29 protein-coding genes, 1 other RNA gene and 1 pseudogene are annotated in these 18,481 nt (G+C 50.1%); 10 read left to right on the top strand and 21 right to left on the bottom strand.

All coding sequences use genetic code 11. The features are described 5' to 3' along the window. The 11 genes from QKW35_RS10245 to QKW35_RS10195 all read right to left on the bottom strand — a co-directional run. A partial coding sequence (locus tag QKW35_RS10245; protein WP_282352818.1) for a hypothetical protein occupies positions 1–296 on the bottom strand: 296 nt, incomplete at its 3' end. A 37-nt stretch (positions 297–333) separates the two neighbouring features. Further along, a complete protein-coding gene (locus QKW35_RS10240; RefSeq protein WP_282352817.1) occupies positions 334–1,692 on the bottom strand; it encodes a zonular occludens toxin family protein in 1,359 nt (452 codons plus the stop codon). Next, positions 1,689–2,000 carry a hypothetical protein gene (locus QKW35_RS10235; protein WP_282352816.1) on the bottom strand — a complete coding sequence of 104 codons (312 nt, stop codon included), beginning with the start codon at positions 1,998–2,000 and terminating at the stop codon, positions 1,689–1,691. Before QKW35_RS10235 ends, QKW35_RS10240 begins: the two co-directional genes overlap by 4 nt. 14 nt (positions 2,001–2,014) lie before the next feature. Next, a complete protein-coding gene (locus tag QKW35_RS10230) occupies positions 2,015–3,478 on the bottom strand; it encodes a hypothetical protein (RefSeq protein WP_282352815.1) in 1,464 nt (487 codons plus the stop codon). Between the two features lie 121 nt (positions 3,479–3,599). Further along, complete coding sequence (locus tag QKW35_RS10225; RefSeq protein WP_282352814.1) at positions 3,600–3,881, bottom strand: hypothetical protein; 282 nt, start codon at positions 3,879–3,881, stop codon at positions 3,600–3,602. Positions 3,882–3,894: 13 nt separating this feature from the next. Beyond that, positions 3,895–4,227, bottom strand: coding sequence for a hypothetical protein (locus QKW35_RS10220; RefSeq protein WP_282352812.1), 333 nt, complete (start codon positions 4,225–4,227; stop codon positions 3,895–3,897). 17 nt (positions 4,228–4,244) lie between these two features. Then, a complete protein-coding gene (locus QKW35_RS10215) occupies positions 4,245–4,559 on the bottom strand; it encodes a hypothetical protein (protein ID WP_282352810.1) in 315 nt (104 codons plus the stop codon). A gap of 13 nt (positions 4,560–4,572) precedes the next feature. Then, on the bottom strand, positions 4,573–4,914 hold the full coding sequence (locus QKW35_RS10210) for a hypothetical protein (protein WP_282352809.1): 342 nt from the start codon (positions 4,912–4,914) through the stop codon (positions 4,573–4,575). A 334-nt stretch (positions 4,915–5,248) separates the two neighbouring features. Continuing rightward, the gene (locus tag QKW35_RS10205; RefSeq protein ID WP_282352808.1) at positions 5,249–5,410 is read right to left on the bottom strand and encodes a hypothetical protein; all 162 of its coding nucleotides are present in this window, start codon (positions 5,408–5,410) and stop codon (positions 5,249–5,251) included. Next, complete coding sequence (locus tag QKW35_RS10200; protein ID WP_282352807.1) at positions 5,403–5,588, bottom strand: hypothetical protein; 186 nt, start codon at positions 5,586–5,588, stop codon at positions 5,403–5,405. The genes QKW35_RS10205 and QKW35_RS10200 overlap by 8 nt, the downstream gene beginning before the upstream one ends. Continuing rightward, complete coding sequence (locus QKW35_RS10195) at positions 5,585–5,833, bottom strand: MerR family transcriptional regulator (protein WP_282352805.1); 249 nt, start codon at positions 5,831–5,833, stop codon at positions 5,585–5,587. Before QKW35_RS10195 ends, QKW35_RS10200 begins: the two co-directional genes overlap by 4 nt. Before the next feature lie 116 nt (positions 5,834–5,949). Here QKW35_RS10195 and QKW35_RS10190 point away from each other — a divergent pair, with 116 nt between their 5' ends. Beyond that, positions 5,950–6,345 (top strand): hypothetical protein, encoded by a 396-nt coding sequence (locus QKW35_RS10190; RefSeq protein WP_282352804.1) that lies wholly within the window; start codon positions 5,950–5,952, stop codon positions 6,343–6,345. A 14-nt stretch (positions 6,346–6,359) separates the two neighbouring features. Then, a complete protein-coding gene (locus QKW35_RS10185; RefSeq protein ID WP_282352803.1) occupies positions 6,360–6,533 on the top strand; it encodes a carbon storage regulator in 174 nt (57 codons plus the stop codon). Positions 6,534–6,564: 31 nt separating this feature from the next. Here the strand turns inward: QKW35_RS10185 and QKW35_RS21330 are convergent, their stop codons facing one another. The 5 genes from QKW35_RS21330 to QKW35_RS10165 form a co-directional block, all read right to left on the bottom strand. Then, a complete protein-coding gene (locus QKW35_RS21330) occupies positions 6,565–6,978 on the bottom strand; it encodes a cell envelope integrity TolA family protein (protein ID WP_425607998.1) in 414 nt (137 codons plus the stop codon). A gap of 274 nt (positions 6,979–7,252) precedes the next feature. Beyond that, positions 7,253–7,585: a hypothetical protein gene (locus QKW35_RS10180; protein ID WP_282352802.1), complete on the bottom strand. Its 333-nt coding sequence runs from the start codon at positions 7,583–7,585 to the stop codon at positions 7,253–7,255. Between the two features lie 134 nt (positions 7,586–7,719). Next, entirely contained in the window at positions 7,720–8,121 is a 402-nt protein-coding gene (locus QKW35_RS10175; RefSeq protein WP_282352801.1) for a hypothetical protein, read from the bottom strand. 86 nt (positions 8,122–8,207) lie between these two features. Then, positions 8,208–8,843 carry a hypothetical protein gene (locus QKW35_RS10170; protein ID WP_282352800.1) on the bottom strand — a complete coding sequence of 212 codons (636 nt, stop codon included), beginning with the start codon at positions 8,841–8,843 and terminating at the stop codon, positions 8,208–8,210. Between the two features lie 267 nt (positions 8,844–9,110). Next, on the bottom strand, positions 9,111–9,281 hold the full coding sequence (locus tag QKW35_RS10165) for a hypothetical protein (RefSeq protein WP_282352799.1): 171 nt from the start codon (positions 9,279–9,281) through the stop codon (positions 9,111–9,113). A gap of 137 nt (positions 9,282–9,418) precedes the next feature. Between QKW35_RS10165 and QKW35_RS21325 the strand changes: the two are divergent. The 4 genes and pseudogenes from QKW35_RS21325 to ssrA form a co-directional block, all read left to right on the top strand. Next, a pseudogene (locus QKW35_RS21325) lies at positions 9,419–9,622 on the top strand (helix-turn-helix domain-containing protein); the annotation flags it as partial. 159 nt (positions 9,623–9,781) lie between these two features. Next, positions 9,782–10,765, top strand: coding sequence for a phage integrase (locus tag QKW35_RS10160; RefSeq protein ID WP_282352798.1), 984 nt, complete (start codon positions 9,782–9,784; stop codon positions 10,763–10,765). A gap of 133 nt (positions 10,766–10,898) precedes the next feature. After that, the gene (smpB, locus tag QKW35_RS10155; RefSeq protein ID WP_282352797.1) at positions 10,899–11,375 is read left to right on the top strand and encodes an SsrA-binding protein SmpB; all 477 of its coding nucleotides are present in this window, start codon (positions 10,899–10,901) and stop codon (positions 11,373–11,375) included. Between the two features lie 43 nt (positions 11,376–11,418). Continuing rightward, positions 11,419–11,776, top strand: a transfer-messenger RNA (tmRNA) gene (gene ssrA, locus QKW35_RS10150). Between the two features lie 59 nt (positions 11,777–11,835). On the opposite strand, the gene QKW35_RS10145 is transcribed toward ssrA, so the two are convergent. The 3 genes from QKW35_RS10145 to QKW35_RS10135 form a co-directional block, all read right to left on the bottom strand. Continuing rightward, a complete protein-coding gene (locus tag QKW35_RS10145; protein ID WP_282352796.1) occupies positions 11,836–12,687 on the bottom strand; it encodes a phytanoyl-CoA dioxygenase family protein in 852 nt (283 codons plus the stop codon). A gap of 22 nt (positions 12,688–12,709) precedes the next feature. Beyond that, positions 12,710–13,255: an HD domain-containing protein gene (locus tag QKW35_RS10140; protein ID WP_282352795.1), complete on the bottom strand. Its 546-nt coding sequence runs from the start codon at positions 13,253–13,255 to the stop codon at positions 12,710–12,712. A gap of 238 nt (positions 13,256–13,493) precedes the next feature. Further along, the gene (locus QKW35_RS10135) at positions 13,494–13,883 is read right to left on the bottom strand and encodes a DUF3461 family protein (protein ID WP_282352794.1); all 390 of its coding nucleotides are present in this window, start codon (positions 13,881–13,883) and stop codon (positions 13,494–13,496) included. 571 nt (positions 13,884–14,454) lie between these two features. On the opposite strand from QKW35_RS10135, the gene QKW35_RS10130 reads away from it, so the two are divergent. Further along, positions 14,455–14,730, top strand: coding sequence for an Lpp/OprI family alanine-zipper lipoprotein (locus tag QKW35_RS10130; RefSeq protein WP_282352792.1), 276 nt, complete (start codon positions 14,455–14,457; stop codon positions 14,728–14,730). A gap of 30 nt (positions 14,731–14,760) precedes the next feature. Here QKW35_RS10130 and QKW35_RS10125 read toward each other — a convergent pair whose 3' ends face one another. Next, positions 14,761–15,753, bottom strand: coding sequence for a L,D-transpeptidase family protein (locus QKW35_RS10125; RefSeq protein ID WP_282352790.1), 993 nt, complete (start codon positions 15,751–15,753; stop codon positions 14,761–14,763). A 72-nt stretch (positions 15,754–15,825) separates the two neighbouring features. On the opposite strand from QKW35_RS10125, the gene QKW35_RS10120 reads away from it, so the two are divergent. From QKW35_RS10120 to QKW35_RS10110, 3 genes are all read left to right on the top strand, one after another. Further along, positions 15,826–16,653 (top strand): polyphosphate kinase 2 family protein, encoded by an 828-nt coding sequence (locus QKW35_RS10120; protein ID WP_282352789.1) that lies wholly within the window; start codon positions 15,826–15,828, stop codon positions 16,651–16,653. 100 nt (positions 16,654–16,753) lie between these two features. Next, positions 16,754–16,963, top strand: coding sequence for a hypothetical protein (locus QKW35_RS10115; RefSeq protein WP_282352788.1), 210 nt, complete (start codon positions 16,754–16,756; stop codon positions 16,961–16,963). 205 nt (positions 16,964–17,168) lie between these two features. Further along, the gene (locus tag QKW35_RS10110; protein ID WP_282352787.1) at positions 17,169–17,471 is read left to right on the top strand and encodes a c-type cytochrome; all 303 of its coding nucleotides are present in this window, start codon (positions 17,169–17,171) and stop codon (positions 17,469–17,471) included. 63 nt (positions 17,472–17,534) lie between these two features. On the opposite strand, the gene QKW35_RS10105 is transcribed toward QKW35_RS10110, so the two are convergent. Further along, entirely contained in the window at positions 17,535–18,467 is a 933-nt protein-coding gene (locus QKW35_RS10105; RefSeq protein ID WP_282352786.1) for a flagellar motor protein MotB, read from the bottom strand. Between the last annotated feature and the right edge of the window lie 14 nt (positions 18,468–18,481).

Here is an 18,481-nt window from a genome sequence, read left to right as displayed (position 1 = left end):
TTGACTGTCTCAGTGCGCTCAGTTGGGTGATGTTCATCAGCAATGGCCGCCCATGCTCGCAAGCGAGCGCGACCATCACTGATAAACCAAGGCGAAGAGGCATACGGCATGGAAAAGGACATTTGGATACAGCTGCTGCTACCGATGGAGCTGCCGGAGTTCCCGAAACGGACGAAACGCGGCGCAAAGTGCAAACCGCGTGTGATCCCTGTAACGGTGCAACTGCCGTTGCCGTTTGTGCTACTGGAGTTGGTGTGCTGCCGACCTCGAAAGCGGTCCTTGCTGAAACGTGCCATTGCTTGGGTCTCCGGGACTGTCCGAACGCTGTTGGGCTTACATGTTCACGACTGATAGCCCTTCAGTGATGACCGGCTTGCGTGCCTCTATTGGCCTAGAGGACTGGATACGGCGAGCAATTAGAGGACGCACAAGAAACACGGCTTCGCCGCGCCGAAGGCGCAGGCCCGCAGCCCCGTAATCTTCCTGGTAGCCGTAGGCCCGGACTTCGTCTTGGGTGAACTGGTCGATGCGGTCGCCGTTCTGATAGACGGTGACACGGTAGTAGAGAGTTTCCCGTCCAGGGACATACACGGCAGCGGCTAAGCGGATGTCGTACTCGTCAGTGAAGTATTCGGCGAGTGGGTCGGCCTGATCGGTGAGGACGTAGTGAGTCTTGGCTGCCGTTGGCACGGTCTTTTGTGCTTGAGTTGATGCGGTCGGCGGAGGCGTCAGACGGTCAAACTGACGCGCAATATCAGTCTGAGCAACGCCGCTACCAGCATCATACCCATGACGGCCAGCACCAACTTCAGCGCTGTTTTGATCAGTCGCTTCAGCAGTTTGCTGAGGCATGCCGTTAACCAACGGACTGGTTTCGAGGAAATCAACGAAGAGATAGCCGATCCAAATGAAAATCCCAAAGATCGCCCCGAAAACCATTTGTAGTTTAGGGTCTCGATATAGAGGGCGAGCTTCTGATGTGCCTTTGGCTTTTCCTGTTTTAGTGCTTTGATAACAGGCGAAGATTCTTTGGTCTGCCTTGTAGGTTTTTGGTGTACCCAGGTAATGACTGATTTGTTTACCGCTGGTCTCTGCGTCATGGGTGAATTCCTTCCATTTGTTTTTCCACCACGGCAGGAGCGCACCCATACCACGGTGACGGTAGGCGATCTCTACGACTGAACGGACTTCATCGTGTACTTTGCTGATGTTTGGCGTGGTGAGATAGATATCCCAGTTGTAATGCCGGTGCTGATCGAAGGCGTTTTCGACGGTTTCCGGGCGGTCGTAGTCGCCATCCCAGAGCGGGCAGTCTCGCTTAATGTCTTCTTCTGATCGGTATTCGCCCGCGTCGTCAGTGAGAGGCAGGTCGAACTTTTTCAGGTCGCGGTTTCGCTTTTTGGACCAGACCCGCTGAGTTTCATCAATGGCGATCAATGCGCCTTTGGGTGCCCAATGGAAGAAGCGCGCCATGGCCTGAAAACCTTTGTCGCTGTCCGCTTCTACATAGATGATCTGAGACTCAGGCGGGAGCTTACATTCCAGGGCGTTTTCGATGCGTTCCAGGGAGTCAAAACCACGAATATTAGTGACGACAACACGGCCTTTCTGAAGCGCAGGTATCTTGGCGCGCTGGATGGTACCGAAGCTTTTGAATGATCCCGGTGGACCGTGATGGATAACAGCGGTCATGTCATCATCCTCCAGAGCCATACGGTGATATGAGAATTGAGGATGAGGTTTGCAGCTTCAGGTACGCGGTAGCGGGTGAGGAACGCCATCAAGTTACTGTCCAAGTGGCCCCAGTGCGTCTGGATCAGGGTGGACAGATCGAGCTGATCTAGCACCGCTTTACCTACAAGCCACAGCTGTTCCATGACAAAGCCTTTCACAGTGAAGTAACCCACCACCGCGAACTGCACAGCTTGAGCCATAGCTTCATGCACAAAGGTGTACGACCCGTTGACCATGAAGTCATAGATGCCTTGTAAGGCTTTCATAATCTCCATTTTGCTTACCCCTTAAACATGATGATTGCGGCGTAGAGCGCAGCCCCGGCCATGATGAGTGCAGCAAGGCCGAACTCGTCAAAGTACGGCACCCAACGGGTGATCCCGATATCGGCTTCCACGCCGCGAATAACGACAATGTGTTGTTCCAGTGCACCGCCACCGTTGAGGGTGAAACCCAGCTTGCTAGAGGCTTCGGTTTTGATCTGCGTCCACTTGGATTCAAAGTCACTCTTGGCTGCGGCGATCTTGGCGGAGATATCACCGAACTCGCCTTTGGCGGTCTTCTTGAAGTCATCGAGACACTTGTCCATGAACGGGCTGTCTTCGCAGGTCTGTTTCTCTTCGGACTCTTTGGCAACGTCGTCACCCTGAACCGGACCGCTACTTTGCTCGCTGCCGGTCTGGTTGCCTTCAGCGTCATAGGTATCTTTGGTGGTGACGGTTTGAGAAGTGGTACCGCCTGGTGCTTCTGAAACGGTGATCTTGTTCTCGGAGTTATCGATGTTGTAGATCACCTGGGGATGCTGGGTATACGAGATGTTGTTGGTGGTCTCAACGGTTTTCGAACCGTCAGCCTCTGTGGTGGTTGTGGTGGTCTTAGTTTCGGTCTTGGTGATGCCGTTACTTTCAGTAATGACGGTGATGTCATCCTGCTTTTCGATCACAGCACCGTCCCCACGGGTTTCCGTGGTGATCTCTGTTTTACGGGTAACTTTCTTGGTACCGACCATTTCCGTAACCGGATCGGTGGAAGTTTTGGTCACACTGGATTGGCGGGTGTCTTTTACGCCGTCAGCTTCTTTGGGGGCGTCTTCTTCGGATTCATCGAAGTACTCAACGCCGCTGTTTGGGTCAGCATCAGCAGCTTCGCCTGTAGCTTGGTAATTGGCGTAACAGTTCCACTTTTGGCGACCTTCGCTGTCATAGGCGTAGAGATAGCAATCATCGGGTTTGGCAGAAGGTAGACGTTCGTATCCACAACCGTCGCGTACGATTGATGCGCCTTGGCTCGCTCCGTTGGTGATATTGAGAACTAGACCGCCGCCGTCATAGTTTCCCGGCGTTTCGGTTTTGGTGTAGCCAAGGCGTTTTTGTGTGCCTGCGTCTGGGCAATCTACAGGCTCAGGACCGCAATAAGACGCAAGATCAGGATTGTCCGTACAGATGTGACGCCGCACTACGCCATCAAATTTTTGATCTTTGTCCCGATAATACTGATTTGGATAAAACTTACCGTTCCAATCCAGATCGTTAGTCTGCGTAGGCTCCACAGCAGTAGAAGCATCTGACCCGTAATGGTTAAGCATTGCGTCCCATGCTTCCGAAACTGTGCCACCTTTATAGAAAAGTCCGGTGGTTCGCTCTATATAAAAATACCCGTCATACGCCTGCGCAGGCATTGTAGCCAGAAAGCCACCAACCAACCCCAGCACCCAGAACAACCCAAAATCGATAATTCGTTTCACCACACACCCCAGAAAGAAAAAAGGAGGCCGAAGCCTCCCCTTATGCGATGCGGCCGGTGTACCAGCCGTACATAAAGCAGGACCACCACGCGACGGCCAGTACTACCGACAAAAACATGGTTTAGCGTTTCAGCAGCATGTAGATGATGCCGAAACCGGTAAGCAGCAGGACGACTGCCAGCAAACCTGCAATCACGAGGTTTACGGAGGTGCCGGTGGCGTCATAAGCCGCTGTGATCTGGGCGTTCTGGTCAGTGGTCAGCGCCATAACTTCAGTGCCAACAAATGCAGCGCCCGCAGCCAGGGCGGTACCGGTGGCTTTGGCCATGTTTGCGCCTTTGGAACGGAGGGTTCCGAAGGCTTGAGAAGCCCGTTCAGCACGGGAGGTCAGAAACTTTTTCATTGGAGAGTTCCCCTTATCGTTTTCCTAGTAGGCGGACGACAACACCAGCACCCCAGCCTTTGGAGAAGAAGATGATGCATCCGAATAAAACCGTGCTGAAAAGCACGGGGTCGAACGTAAACAGCCCATCCATGGTTTGGTTGAACTGTTCAATTGCTGCCGCGAGCCGGTCGAGTGATGCAGGATCAAGACCGGCTTGCGGCGAATCTGAAATCACACCGCGAGCTTCGAGGATGGCGACCAATTCTGATTCGTTGTACAGCTCTAACGCCTCGGTACACTTAAAGCGTGTATTCCCCTTATCGAAATACTCGGTACCGCCGTTGCAGATCAGGTAGGTCGCCACGTTGATTACCCGGGTGCTTACTTAGCCGGTGCAGTCTGTGCAGGCTTCTGTTGAGCCGCTGGACGATCAACCGGGGTGGCGCTCAGAACGTACTGTTCGAGCTTGTCTTTGGAGCCCTGGCGGAATTCCACATTCAGTTCCATTTCGCCGGGGATGTTGCCGCGCAGCTGGTCGAGCACTTCAAATTCACCGCTCAGTTTCATAGGCGGTTTACCGAATTTGTCCTGCTCATCGACCATTGCGCCGACACAGTAGAGGGTGGTTGCGGCGTAGCCGTTGTCCATCTTGAAACGCTTCGCTGCCAGTACCTGAACTTTCATTGATGCTTGCATGACTTTCACCTTTTCAGCCGTTTTGTCGTGCTTCCCGCGCTTGGCTTCCACAGCGCGGACACGTGATTAATTTGGAGTTGTACTCCCGTATCTGGAACGGGAAGAAACAGTTACGCGGGGGCTGTTCAAACTGGCCCCTGGGGGAGATCAACAACACGAGTGGGTAATCCTTACCCCTTACCAGTGCGTTGATCCCTCCCATCGGAGTTGTGGACTCCTGGATGTCGAACCCAAGGCAGTTTTTCAGTGCACTGCCCTCCTCCAACGTAAGGAGTGCAGCGGCACCACCGGAGAGCGCACGGACAATCTTGTCCAGGGCACACAGGGCGAGTTTTTCCTGTTTGTTGAGCCTCATAGGGTTGCCCTCCTGAGTGATGGTTTGCGTAGTGCTCGCCTTGGTAGTTCTGTAACTACTGGCTGGTTATCTTTCTTCTGGAGTGGGACGCGTACGTCATATCCACAGCGACAGATAACCAGCTCTTGATCTGCTGGGGCTGCAACGATGCCTTTGCAGCGGAAGCAGATGTAAAACCGTGCTGGACCCTCGCCTTTGCGATAGTCCGAAAACATGCGCCGTTTAACGGGAACAGCGGCTTGAGCCTTACAGGTACAAACGCCGTCTGTACCGCCACATACCAAGCAGTAACCGAGTTGTTCTGCTGTTTTGTGGAGTGCTCGTAGCCGTTTATTCACAGGGCTGCACTCCCGGCCAACGGCATGCAAACCGGGAGTGCGTCAACCAGCTGACAGGTGTCAGTTGGCAGACCTATACACGGGATAGGGTGAGCTACCCCGTGCCCCAAGCCGTTCGCCCCTGTAACGGAAACGGCTTTGTGGGAACCTTTATTCATCGTCTGTTTCCTCACTTGAGATGTACTTAAGTGGGTTAACTGTGAAGTCGAGAATCACAATTGCGATAAACAGAGCGACGGCGTTCACGAAGTAAGGAAGCGATTCGGATTCGAGATCGAAGACAAGACCCGTTGCACCGAATGCGATTAGTGCGAAGACCAGGATGCGGTTGATCATCGCGCACCCCCTGCCAACTGCTGTTGCACCCATTCCTGACCCTGTTGAGAGAGCCATTCCTGAAGTGCCATGCAATTGATGAAGGTGCGCTTAGACGCCGTAGAGCCGTTGGAAAGCTTTACTACTGGGAGATAACCCTCTTTGACGTAGTGCCTTACCTGATCGGTGGTAACGCCTACACGGTCAGCAAATTCTTTCTGATCCATGAAAGGCGGGAGATTTGAGAGGTTGCCGTTTAATTCCATGCCGTTTTGCCTTTTGAGATATACTGATTGTGTCTGCAATCAACTAGTAAAATATTATCTAGCAACTATTTGCCTAGTCAATAATTTACTAGTAAATATTTGGCTAGTATATTTTTATGATCAACGAGCGTTTTATAGCTTTGGTCAATAGCTGCACTACTGAGCGAAGCAAACATAAGGACTTTGAAGAGCTGACCGGCATAAAGCGGTCAACGGTCAAAGCTGTAATGGAAGGAAGGCAGAGGATGAACTCCGAGCACCTCGACCTGATAGGCCAAAGGTTCCCGGAATACATTTATTGGCTAGTAACAGGGAAGACAATCCCTGAGGCTGGTCAAGTAAGTCCTGATTTGTCTGGTACTAGGACTAGCCTTAGAGATGCTGTTGTTAGTATCTTGGAGTCGGCAGAAGCAACAGGAACGCTTCTAACCCCAGAGCAAACAGCAGATTTGATTCTGGAACAACTGAACGCTCGACAGGACGATCGGTTAGAAAGCGAAGAAGCTATTTAGAAAGGAGTACAAGGATGTTAGTGCTAACGATTAAGGAAGGTCAGAAAATCCATGTCGGAGACGAGATCACCGTCTCCTTTTACCACCGCTATAACTACGAAAAGCGCGAATCCAAAGCAGTGAAGCTCAAGGTCAATGCACCCTCAGATGTAACGATCCTTCGGGAAGAATTCAATAACAAGACGTGAACAAAACAGCTTGTTTGAGCCACAACGAAAGCTACTGACGAAGATCGTGTGGCTCAAAGTTAATCGTAAAACGACGGAAGTACTTGTTAAAGTCCTCCACAGGCAGCCCAAGCAGAACAGGAAATGGTGCTGAGTTTCTTACCGCGTTTATCGCGCTTACGTCAAATTCATAACTACCGCTAGACTCCACTATGTATACATCTTCAAGTTGAGCCTCGGTTGTCAACCGGATCGCTAACTTGACCTTCATTCCATTCACAGCGCTTTGAGGCCTAACCCAGTTATGACTAATCGTTTGTTGCACCGAAGATGAACAGGACCAAAGCTCTGTACACCTTTGGTATTTCTTCTCATTCAAGGACGATGCGCCACTGAAGCCAGCAGTAACTAGAAGCAAAACACAGGTTAGTGAAAGTAGATAATTACGCTTAACTCCCTCTTGCATATAATTCCTGTAGCTTTGACTCAAAAATGGATACGATCGTGATTTTATACCGAGAACCTATAGATGGCCCTATACTTAGTCATACTTTTCCTTCATTTGCTTTTCAAACTCACCAAGAAATCCTTCAGTGTAAGAATTATTGAGTGCAATAAACTTCTTCAGACCAAAAAACAAAAAGCAATTAACATAAGCAATAGTAATCAGAATAATAACAACAACACTGTCGAATACAACTCCTTCATGCTGAAAATCAATATATCTAAACCCATCACTATCACGAAGATAGGTCAACACAAATAATATATGCTATAAAAGAAATAACATGCAAAAAAACATTTACAATTCTGTAAGCCAGCTCTTGATGTCGAGCGTAGCTTATTGTCGAGTTAGCGAACATATAAATCTCCATTCTCCTCTGATGATTTGTAGCCTTGCTCGCTAGAAAATTCACCTCTTCTTTTAAGTTTTCGCAAAGACGCTTATGCTCTTCCTGTTTGTCTATAATCTTATTACGCCACCCTCTAATCAATTGAAAAGCCATTACCACCAGAGCAATTAGAGAAGCAATACTACCAAGTAAACCTAAGGTATCCGCCTGTAAAACCATCAATAAAAATCCCACTCAATATTTCAAACAAATAGATTTAAAAACATACAGATAGCAATCTTCATCTCACCGCATAAAATTTAAGCGACAGAAGACACCGCAGCCTTTAGCATCTTAGCTTAAATCCTATTTATTTATGTATTTATTAATTTATCTGCTTTGGTATAAAAGTATCCACCTATAGCTATACCAATCACAAAGGCTATAGGTGCCAAAAACGATACTTTAGCCAGCATAAAAAGATAGCCAACAATCCCTGCGGCAACACCAAAACAAAAGGCATACGAAAAATATGCATGAACCTTTCCGGGAGCCTCTTCCCTTCCAATTAGGTCGTAAGCAATGATAATAGAAGTTATTAACAGGGGCACTGACAACGCGGTCAAAGCCAAGATAAAGGCGCTCCCCCCTGTTGTTGGCAGTTTTTCATCTGCTGCTAGTATCAATATCGTAGTTGAGATTGCCGCCATACCCCCTGCCATATTTTTCAACATTCCTATAAAAGGACGATTCACCCGAACAAGATCCACTTCCATCACACCACTTCCTTATGCTTAAGCTCAGCTATGGGGCAAAGCGTGCTGAGCCTTGTCCCGCTTGTACGCCTTGTTATGTGCTTTCTCTAACAGCACTCAACAACCCCCTCTATAAGGTACTCCCAAATAACACCAGAGCTATATTGTTTGCGCGTAAAATCATGCGATGGTAATTCAAGGATGATTTCATCAAACCCCGACCAGTAACCACCCCATAGCCTATCGATATCTTGCATCATTGATACTTTATAGGCATGACGAGCCAAGGACACATGCTCCATATTGACTTTAGCTATCCGGGTTAGAGGCCAGTCTTTTAATCGAAATTTGTGAACAGAATCCAGTTGCCAGCCATACCTTTGAGAAACAAGCTGACACATTTCCATGCTGCCGAATGCATATAGAGCAGAGAGCCTAGAGGGATAAAGTGGGTGGTGTTTCTCACGATATACCTCTGCATCATACTCTATACGATAGTCGTTTATAGCCGTTAGACAATATGGTGACACCGCCAAATTATCAAACTCACAGGGTTCATATGGTAGGTATCTTGCAGTACCGTCTACAAACTTTCTCGCAAAGTCCTCATTCATACATGAAGCGACGGCTCCAGATGAGAATGTTTTAGTGTGCTTGAAATTGTGCTCAGTTATAGGATTAAGCTGATTCACAAAAATGTAGAAGGTATCAGGGGCGTCTTCATCGATATTAATTAACTTCACACAATCTCCAGCGTATCGATAACACATAACATATTTATATTCCGTCCTAGCAAGGTTAATAGCCTTGCAAGGTACGTATTGGACGTGCCGGGAGGCTGTGGAGGGGGGGGTAACCAATAAACCATTCCATGGCCTAGCGAGAATCATCCATTAGCAACAAAATGCCGCCAAAGCACAACTTATCAGCAATGCTATGAACAGACAATAACCAGTGATAGCAGTGGCACAGTTGCACCGAAAGCACACTATTTCATCTGCTTTCTGCACTTAGTACCCATAGGTTTGGGCGAATTCGAACAAACCTTTTCTCAACTCTGTGAACTGGCGTACTCGTTCTACAGGATCAGGCAGATTCTGGATTGCACACCACCGCCTTACAATCTTGTCTGCTTCGCGCATACGGGCGATGTCGGAAGGGATTGAAACTACCATGTTCATATCAAAGTCCTTTTCTTGTGTGGTACAACAGGGCGAACTTTGTAGAGACGATTCGATCAAATTTCCAGCAAGTACCCAGCAAAAGGGTACTCTACACAGAGTCACTACCCATTTGCTGGGTAGTTTGCTGAATTCCTGTGACATTTCCATATAGTGGCTCAGTGACACCCAAACAATGCCAGCGACTTAAGCAGGGACGTTTAGCCGCTCGATACAGCCAAAGGGACGCTGCTGATGCGTTGGCGGTCTCACTTCGTACGTATCAGAAGTGGGAGCAAGGCCTAAGCAACCCAGAGCATATTGAAACCCTCATTAGAATCGCTACCCTGTTTAATATCAGTTTGGATTGGTGGCTTATGGGCACACACCCACCCGGCCACGAAGACAAACGGATTCTCAACGGCATAAAAAATCTGTGTCCCGAAGATCGGGAAACCATGAAACGTGTTCTCCAGGCGCTGAACCGCTAACGGTGTGTCTGGTACAGGGATGGTGACTTTATGCCGCGCAAAACTACAGACGGTCGTTGGTTAGTAGATATTCGCCCTTACGGTGCTAACGGCCCCCGCATCCGCAGAAAATTCGACAGGAAAGCCGAGGCAACCCGCTTCGAAGCTTACGAGATCAACAAAGCAAAGGATTCTCCCTGGGAACCCCAATCCAAAGATACCCGCAAACTGTCCGAGCTGATCGAGCTATGGAGAACTCACCACGGTAAACACATTGCCAGTGGCCGGCAGCGGGTGTACGTAATGAAAGAGTTCGCAGCCTTCACCAGAGATAAGCAGGGTCGCTTAGTCCAGGGCACTGACTTTCTTAATTTCCGAGCACTCCTGTTAGATCAAGAGAAGGCAATCAGTACCGTAAACGCTTATCTACGCATCACAAAGGGGCTATTTAACCGTTTGGCCAAGCTGGACCTGATTCGTTACGAAAACCCGTTACGAAACGTTGAGCCACTCAAGGACCATGACAACGAGCGGGACTTCCTGGACAAGACAGAGATTGAGATCCTGTTAGCAAAGCTAAAGGCGGATAACTACGATCTGTATATGAATGCGAAAATCTGCCTCTCGGTCGGCGCCCGATGGTCAGAGGCCAGAAACCTGAAGCCTAATGACATCAACCACAGCCGTATCCGTTTCATCAACACCAAGAGTAGGAAAAGTCGCTCTATTCCGATCACCCAGGAACTCGAAGCCGAAATTATGAAATGGCTGCCGAATCGCCAGTTAACCGACTGGAGCCGCGTTACGTTTTCTGAGTTGCTAGAGGAGTACGGATTTAAGAAAGCGTTCTACCAGAGCACACACATTCTCAGGCATACGTTCGCTTCTCATTTCATAATGAACGGTGGCGGCCTGGTCACTCTGCAAAAGACACTTGGTCACTCCAACATAAAAACTACAATGATCTATGCCCATCTATCACCGGAGCATCTTTCGGACGTTGTAGAGCTAAATCCAGTCAATATGGACACATAATGGACACTTTGCATCAACCTTGACCTAAAGCACCTTAAAAATCAGTCCTTTACAGAAATTCACCAATTACGTAAAAGAAACATAGTTTCCTCCTGCTTTCCTTGCATCCTGCAGCTCTATATAATCGCGCGCTATGGCAAAGAAGAAGAAAGCAAAAAGCAGCAGCAACGTAATCTGTCAGAACAAAAAAGCCCGCCACGAATACACGATCAGTGACAAATTCGAAGCAGGCCTTTCGCTGGCAGGGTGGGAAGTTAAGAGTCTACGCGAAGGGCGCGCTCAACTGGTCGACTCCTACATCATTTTTAAGAATGGTGAAGCCTGGTTGGTTGGGGCACACTTTACGCCGCTCAAAACGGCCTGCACCCATGTGGTAGCAGACCCAACCCGTGACCGTAAGTTACTGCTACACAAACGCGAGATTGCAAACCTGATTGGCGCAGTGCAGGCCAAGGGTTACACCTGCGTGGCGCTTTCCCTTTACTGGAAAAATGAACGCGTAAAATGCGAGATCGCTCTGGTGAAAGGTAAGAAACAGCACGACAAGCGCGCTGACGAGAAGGAAAAAGACTGGAACCGCCAGAAACAACGCCTCATGGTTGCGAAGTAATTCTTACAATTCTGTTGTCATAGGCTATAATGGCCGCACATAAGGGGCTGACTTGGCTTCGACGGGGATTACGAACCCTTTAATGCATGTCGTGAGTGTAGTGAATCACGTAAATCCATTACTACACAGTTATAGTTGCTAACGACGATAACTACGCACTAGCAGCATAAGTCTGCTACGCCACACTCTTAGGTGTCTGTAACTAGGAGGTTTGTGGTGTCATCCGAGACAGAATCGCCCGGAAGCCTTGTCTCAGGCTGAACGGTTAAAACTTAAAGAGGCTCGCCCATAGCACCCTGGCTCTCGGGTCGCGACGGGTTAACTCAATAGAGAAGCCTAAACATGTAGATTTAGAGGCAGAGGATTCGCGGACGCGGGTTCGAAACCCGCCAGCTCCACCAAATACCCGCAAAAAAGGCTGCCCTGAGGCAGCCTTTTTTCTTTCCACTTTCGCTCAACCTTACAGCTTCGAATGCGCCGTCGGCGTTGCGACGTGGAACTTCGGATTGTCGAATTCGTTTCGCTTCATCGCATAGTAGTCCTGGTAGTAATTACCATCCACCGCCGCGTTGAAGGTGAAGAACATTGCTCGACGGGTCTTGTCTGAATTGTTCTTCTCGGAGTAGTGTGGCACGTAGGAATCAAACAAAACCACGTCACCGCGCTTGGCAGGCACCAGGTTCCAGCGGATCTTATCGCAGATCTCCCGACGGATATTGCCGTTGTCCGGACCGCCATCGTAGCTCGCCAACACAGGCAGTTTACCCACCGGGGTATCGGTCAGCGGAGAATCCAGCTCTGCCACATCTTCCAGGTAGTTTTCCGGGAAGTGCAGACAACCGTTTTCAACCGTAGCATCGTCCAGGAAGATTGCTGCGGTCACATGGTACGCCGGTTTGAACTGGTCATACGCAATCACGTCCTGGTGGGGGTCAAACGCACCACCACCCGGATTCTTCGCGTTGCATTTATCCTTGAACAACAGAAATTCGCTGCCGGTCAGCTCTTCGATGTACTGCTTCAGCTTAGGCACGATCTGGGTGTTGATCGTTTCACTGTAACCGTCGATGTATTCGTAACGGCACACTTTCAGCGGATCATCGATCTCCGGCACCACGATCAGCTCATCATCGTGGCGCTTGTAGAAGTCACTGAGGCTTTCACCGCTTTCAGCCAATTCTGCCAGTAGTTCCCCTGCACGCTGAGACAGCGCCTGACTGCTGGATTCCAGTGTTACCATATCATCCCGATTCAGGCCCTGAGATAGGACGATGTAGCCCTGTTTTTTGAAGATTTCGCTATTATTCGCCATCGTTTTCTCCGAATCTGAGAGGTTATGCCGTTGCTTCTGCAGTAATCGCAGCGTTCATGCTATCCAGGTAGTGAGCCACGGTTTTGTTGCTCAGCTCTTCTACCTTGCCTTCGTCATCCCAACGACGCAGCTTGATTGCATCTGCCGCATATTCTTCCTGCAGGAACGCCTGCTGCTCTTCCTCGTTCATCAGCCCCCCCTGATGGTGGAGAGAGTCCAGGGACGCTGCTGACAAGCCTTCCAGATAGCCCTTTTCTACGGCACAGAGGTACCGCTTGGCTTCAGCGTGCAGACGAATTGGTTCGGTTACCGAAGGCGGGAAGTATGGTGCCAGATATTCTGCGCCGATTGAGTCGTGCTTGTAGTTGCCAAAGGCGATATCGGTGGTAGCCATCAGGTGGCCCACGTCGTGCAGCAAGGCAGCAGTTACCAGTTCAGCAGATTCACCTGCGCGCAGCGCTAACTCCGCACACTGAACGCCGTGCTCCGTCTGGTTAATGCCTTCACCGTAGGTGTGGTGACCTTCAGCTTCGTACAGATCAATGATCTGCTGGATAAATGGATGCATGTTCGCTCTCGTCAAACTGTCGTTGATCAAACCAATCTGGTGTATACCAGTTTATACGCACACGATAAGAGATAATTGTTACAAAACAAAGTCGAAACTAGACGTTAGAGTGAGTTTTTATCCGCAAGTGCTTTGAAAACCGTGGACACGACGCTGCCGCGAAGAGATCAGACGAGAGAGGGGAAAGGAAAGCAGGGCACGACAAGATAAGGCCTGCCGCGCCTTGTAAGAAAGATCATTACATCTCGTCGATTTGCCGACGGATATCCTCAATCTTTCGGGCCACCACTTTTTCCAAGTGCTCCAGCTCATCAAGTAACTGTTCTTTCTTGTTCTGAGTGGACACTTCCTCTTGCACAAGGGCATCCAGCTCAGCCACTGCACGAAGAAAGAAAGGTGAAGGCTCTGTTGTAGAGCGATAAGGCACCAAGCCATCGTTCACCAACACGTTTTTATACACGCGCTTAAATTTGAACTTTTTGCTTTTGGCAAACCATTCACCCTGGTGGCGACGGAAGTAGATTTTGAGGATATCCATGTCACCTTCGATACGCGAGGTGTACTTCTCGATATCATGTACATCGTCTATCCCCATTTCCTTCAGGGTTTCGAACTGCTCAATTGCCATGTCCGACAAGTCTCCGAACTTCAGAATTAATAAAGTTGTTCAGTTCGGAGTATAGACCCAGTAAGGGCAGGATGATGCGACCTAAGTCTTAAAAGTGTAAAAACGGGTCTCTTTTTTAATAGATCTATCGCCCATCAATCAAGCGCGTGAGTTGCAGGCCTGAGTGAGGGCTCGATTTTCACTCGAGAAAGGCCCGCGACAACATTAGACATGTGTGAACCTTGGAGCGACCACAATGAGCAACACTACGCCTTCCATCCTCTATACTCGTTACACCGCATCCTCCAGCCGCTTAATCCACTCATCCAGTGAACGCCCGCCCTGCAGCCGGCGGGGTATTTAGTTGAGCCTGCAACAAAAGAAAGCTCTTGCGACTAAATCCCCATGCGTCCACTCACCCTACTCACCACAGAGCCGCATCACCTGCGGTTTGCGCCGAACTAAACAGCATGATTGTCGAAATTTAACCGACCACCAAAAGCCGACTAATGTCTAAAAAACAGGCACAAAGAGATAGATCACCTATAATTTTCAAGGTTAAGTCCCTATAAATCCTATTGAGGAAGCACCCATGAAACCTCAAGTTATTCCTTTGATACTCGCAGCATTACTGGCAGGCTGTGCCAGCACCAATTCAGCGGATATGGAATCTATGCGAGAGATGGCCCAACAAGCACTTGATCGCGCCCAAGCTGCAGAGTCTATGGCTCAGCAAGCGTCCAGAAAAGCTGATGCTGCTTCCAACGATGCAGCTGCTGCAATGGAAGCGGCACGGGATGCGCAGGCATGTTGTCAGGCCAATACGCGTCGTATCAATCGCGCATTTGAGCAATCCATGCAAAAGTAAGCTTTACCTTCAGGTTCGTCAGCCCACGCTTCAGGGCTGACGTGCCAGGCGTGTACCAATATGAACCGGCACACCACTCGCCTCATCCAGAGCCTCTTGGATAGCGAAGCTATTTAGCCCTACTGACTCCATGTTGCGCAACGCGGCCAGCAACTGAGCGAGACTGCTTTTCCCCGCGTCACTGGACGTATACGCCGCAGGATGCACCTCCAAATAAAGTTGGTCGTTCAACCAGCCCAATTTAAACGGCTCATCGATTATTCGCAGCTTTGTGCCTACCTCCACCTGTGCAAACAAAGCCACTATATCTTCCGGATACAAGCGTATGCAGCCATGACTCACCCGCATCCCGACACCTGCGGGTCGATTGGTACCATGCAACAGGTAACCACTTAATCCCAACCGAAGGGCGTGACTACCCAAAGGGTTTTCCGGGCCTGCCGGCACCAAGTCCGGCAGAGCCGTACCAGTCGCCAACGCTTCCTCGCGGATGGATTGAGGTGGATACCAGTTGGGATCAGTGACTTTACTGACAATCCGGGTGGTAGTGACCGGCGTCTGCCAACCCTCGCGGCCAATACCCACTGGGTAGCTGTACACCCTGACGGGCTCCTCGCGTGGATAGTAGTAAAGACGCATTTCAGCCAGGTTGAGTACTAACCCCTGACGGGACCCTGAGGGCAGGATAAACTGCAATGGTAGTTGCAGATCCCGCTGTGCTTCGGGCAACCAGATATCCAACATAGGATTGGCACGTATAATCTCGTCATAGCCCACACCGAAACGCCGCGCGATAGAGACCAGCGTATCGGCCTCGGATACACGGTGCCATTCCACACCGCCCACAACGTCTTGCCCTTCCTGCAGTATCCAGCTCGCTGCCACGGCTACTCTACCGGGCCAGAATGCACTCCCCACGACCGACATCAACAACGCCAATCTGGCCAATCCAATCGTAAACGTTCGCGTTTCTAACATGGCATCAATACGTTGCTTTAACGTATCCAGTATAGTCAGTCGCATAAAAGGTCACATTGCCCTCCTCCCTGTATCTGGCTACCCTGAAGGCTTCAGTAGTACAGGATGTTCATAGCGATGCAGAAGCCAAGCAAGATCGTAATCGAAAACAAACCACCTCATCTGTCCGACGTGGATCTGGACAACAGCTACATCTCCGACCGTGACAGTTACGAAAGCAAGCTGAAAAAGCAGCAGAAACGCATTCTTGCGATCCAACAGGCCTACCATCACCAAAATCGGCGCGCGATCATTGTATTTGAGGGCTGGGATGCCAGCGGTAAGGGCGGTGCAATCCGCCGTCTCACCGAACGATTGGATCCGCGAGGTTTCAAGGTCCACCCAATTGGTGCTCCCACTGACAACGAGCAGGGAAGACACTACCTCTATCGCTTCCAAACCCGCCTGCCCAAACCTCAAAGCTGGGCCATCTTCGACCGCTCCTGGTATGGCCGTGTATTGGTCGAACGGATTGAGGACCTCTGCCCGGAACCCGCTTGGCAGCGCGCCTATCATGAGATCAACGAATTCGAGCGTATGCTCTGCGACGATGATGTAAGGATCGTAAAGCTGTTCCTGCATATCGACCAGGATGAACAGCTGCACCGCTTTGATGAGCGCCTCAACAATCCCTACAAGCGCTGGAAACTCACGGAAGAAGACATCCGCAATCGGGAAAAGTGGGACCAGTATGCAGACGCCATCAACGATATGCTGACATATACCTCCACCCAAGCTTCGCCCTGGCATCTGATTGCCGGCAACCACAAGTGGTTTGCCCGCATTCAGGTTTTGAAGACAATTGCGGATCAGCTGTCGGAAGGGGTCGATATTACACCACCCGAACTCGATCCGAAGATGATCAAGGCTGCAGAGAAGAGGCTAGGGCTGACGATAAAGGAGTAAAATCACCAAGCGCGCACTGCAACAAAAGATACGCCGATCTGCAACACCTCTGAAATATTCATCTACCAATATTAAAGGGTGAATTAAAGAGGATAAGATAATGGATAAAATGCATATTCAGGCTCAGCTGAAACAGCTTCTGAGCCGCGGCTACACCATCAATGATGTGCGTCAAATGCTGACTGCACCGAAAAACCTGCTGGAACAGGTGATTGCTGAGTATCAGCAGGAACGCAACTTCAACCAGCAGAACATGAACATTCAGCGCCAGCAGGCCGAATACGCGATGCACCTGGGTAGCGGACGTTAAGTCTCGTTACCCTCCCTCACTGCTCAACCTTTCTATTTACTCCCTAAGACCAGATTCCCACCATACGATTGTTCAGCGTCAGTTAACGTACAATTGTGTATTTACAGTACTAAGGTGATATGACTACACTGCGCCCTTAACATTTTTTGGGTCAGTAGAAGATTTACTACTAAATCCACTCTGTGAGCACTGAGGAATAAAGATAATGAAAAAGGCGATTGTTTTTGCAGCTGCGGCTGTACTGATGTCCACTAACGCGATGGCCGAGCGTAGCGGCGAAGAAGTTTACAACACCAAGTGTTCAGTATGCCACGCAAGCGGTGCAGCTAACGCGCCTAAGCTGGGTGATGCAGCTGCTTGGGGCCCACGTGCCGCTCAGGGCGTAGACGCGCTGCTGGCAACAGCCAAGTCCGGCAAAGGTGCTATGCCTCCTAAAGGCCTGTGCATGGACTGCAGCGACGCTGAGCTGAAAGGAGCTATCCAGTACATGGTAGACAACTCCAAGTAACGGGTTAACAGCGCATAAAAAACCCGGCATACGCCGGGTTTTTTTGTATAACGTAACGAAAACTCAGAACACCTCGCCCGGAGCCTCATTCTCTCGTCGGATATCATCCGGGTCACCCGCCTGCAGGCGCTTAAGCAGTTCCTTATCGTCACCTTTTTGCACCACAATCTCAACACGACGGTTGCGGGAGCGCTGGGCACGGGTTTCGTTTGGTGTCAGCGGTTTGGTATCAGCGTACCCCAGGATACGGAAACGTTTCTGCTCAATGCGAGGATCGCCAAACAGCTCGTGCGCAACTGCCAATGCCCGGGCGGTGGACAGATCCCAGTTGGATTCAAAACGCTGCCCATTGTATGGAATATTGTCCGTGTGACCTTCAATTGCCACCTTACCCTTGACGGTCAGCAGCATGTCACGAATCTTCGCCAGTACCGGGATTGCTTCAAACTTCAGCTCAGCCTGACCGGAATCGAACGAACCCTGCTCTTTCAGACGAATAATGATCTTACGCCCTTCAGATTCGACCTCGATACTGCCCTGCCCGATCTCCTTCGCCAGTGCAGCAGCAAACTCCACAGCTTCCTCTTCAGCCTGCTGCTCCATCTCCTTCTGCATCTCTTCGAAGGCATCGCTCGCCTGCTGATCCTGAATCTCCTGCTCACCCTCTTTCGAGCGTATATCCAGGGTATTCATGTCATTGTTCACCGTCATCTGGCGAACTTCGTTCAGAGGCGTCGGCTCTGGTCGACCCGGACTAAATTCCTGCGCAATGATGGACGTGCCCTTAGGTACATCCTCAACCTTGATCTGGTTCTGCACACCAAAGGCCTCGCGCATGGAACCCGCCAGTTGCTTAAACTTCAGTACATCCATCTCGGAGAACGAGAGCAGAAGTACGAAGAAGCACATTAGCAGGGACATCAGATCAGCAAAGGTCGCCAACCAACCCGGTAACCCCGCGGGGCAGGGGGGGCATTCGTGTTCTTCGTCACTCATGACATATCCACCCT

Origin of the sequence: Pontibacterium granulatum, assembly GCF_029961155.1 — a bacterium.
In the GTDB taxonomy this organism is placed as follows: Bacteria; Pseudomonadota; Gammaproteobacteria; order Pseudomonadales; family Balneatricaceae; genus Pontibacterium; species Pontibacterium granulatum.
Note: the sequence above shows the minus strand (reverse complement) of the source record. Positions and strands in the feature narration are given on the sequence as shown.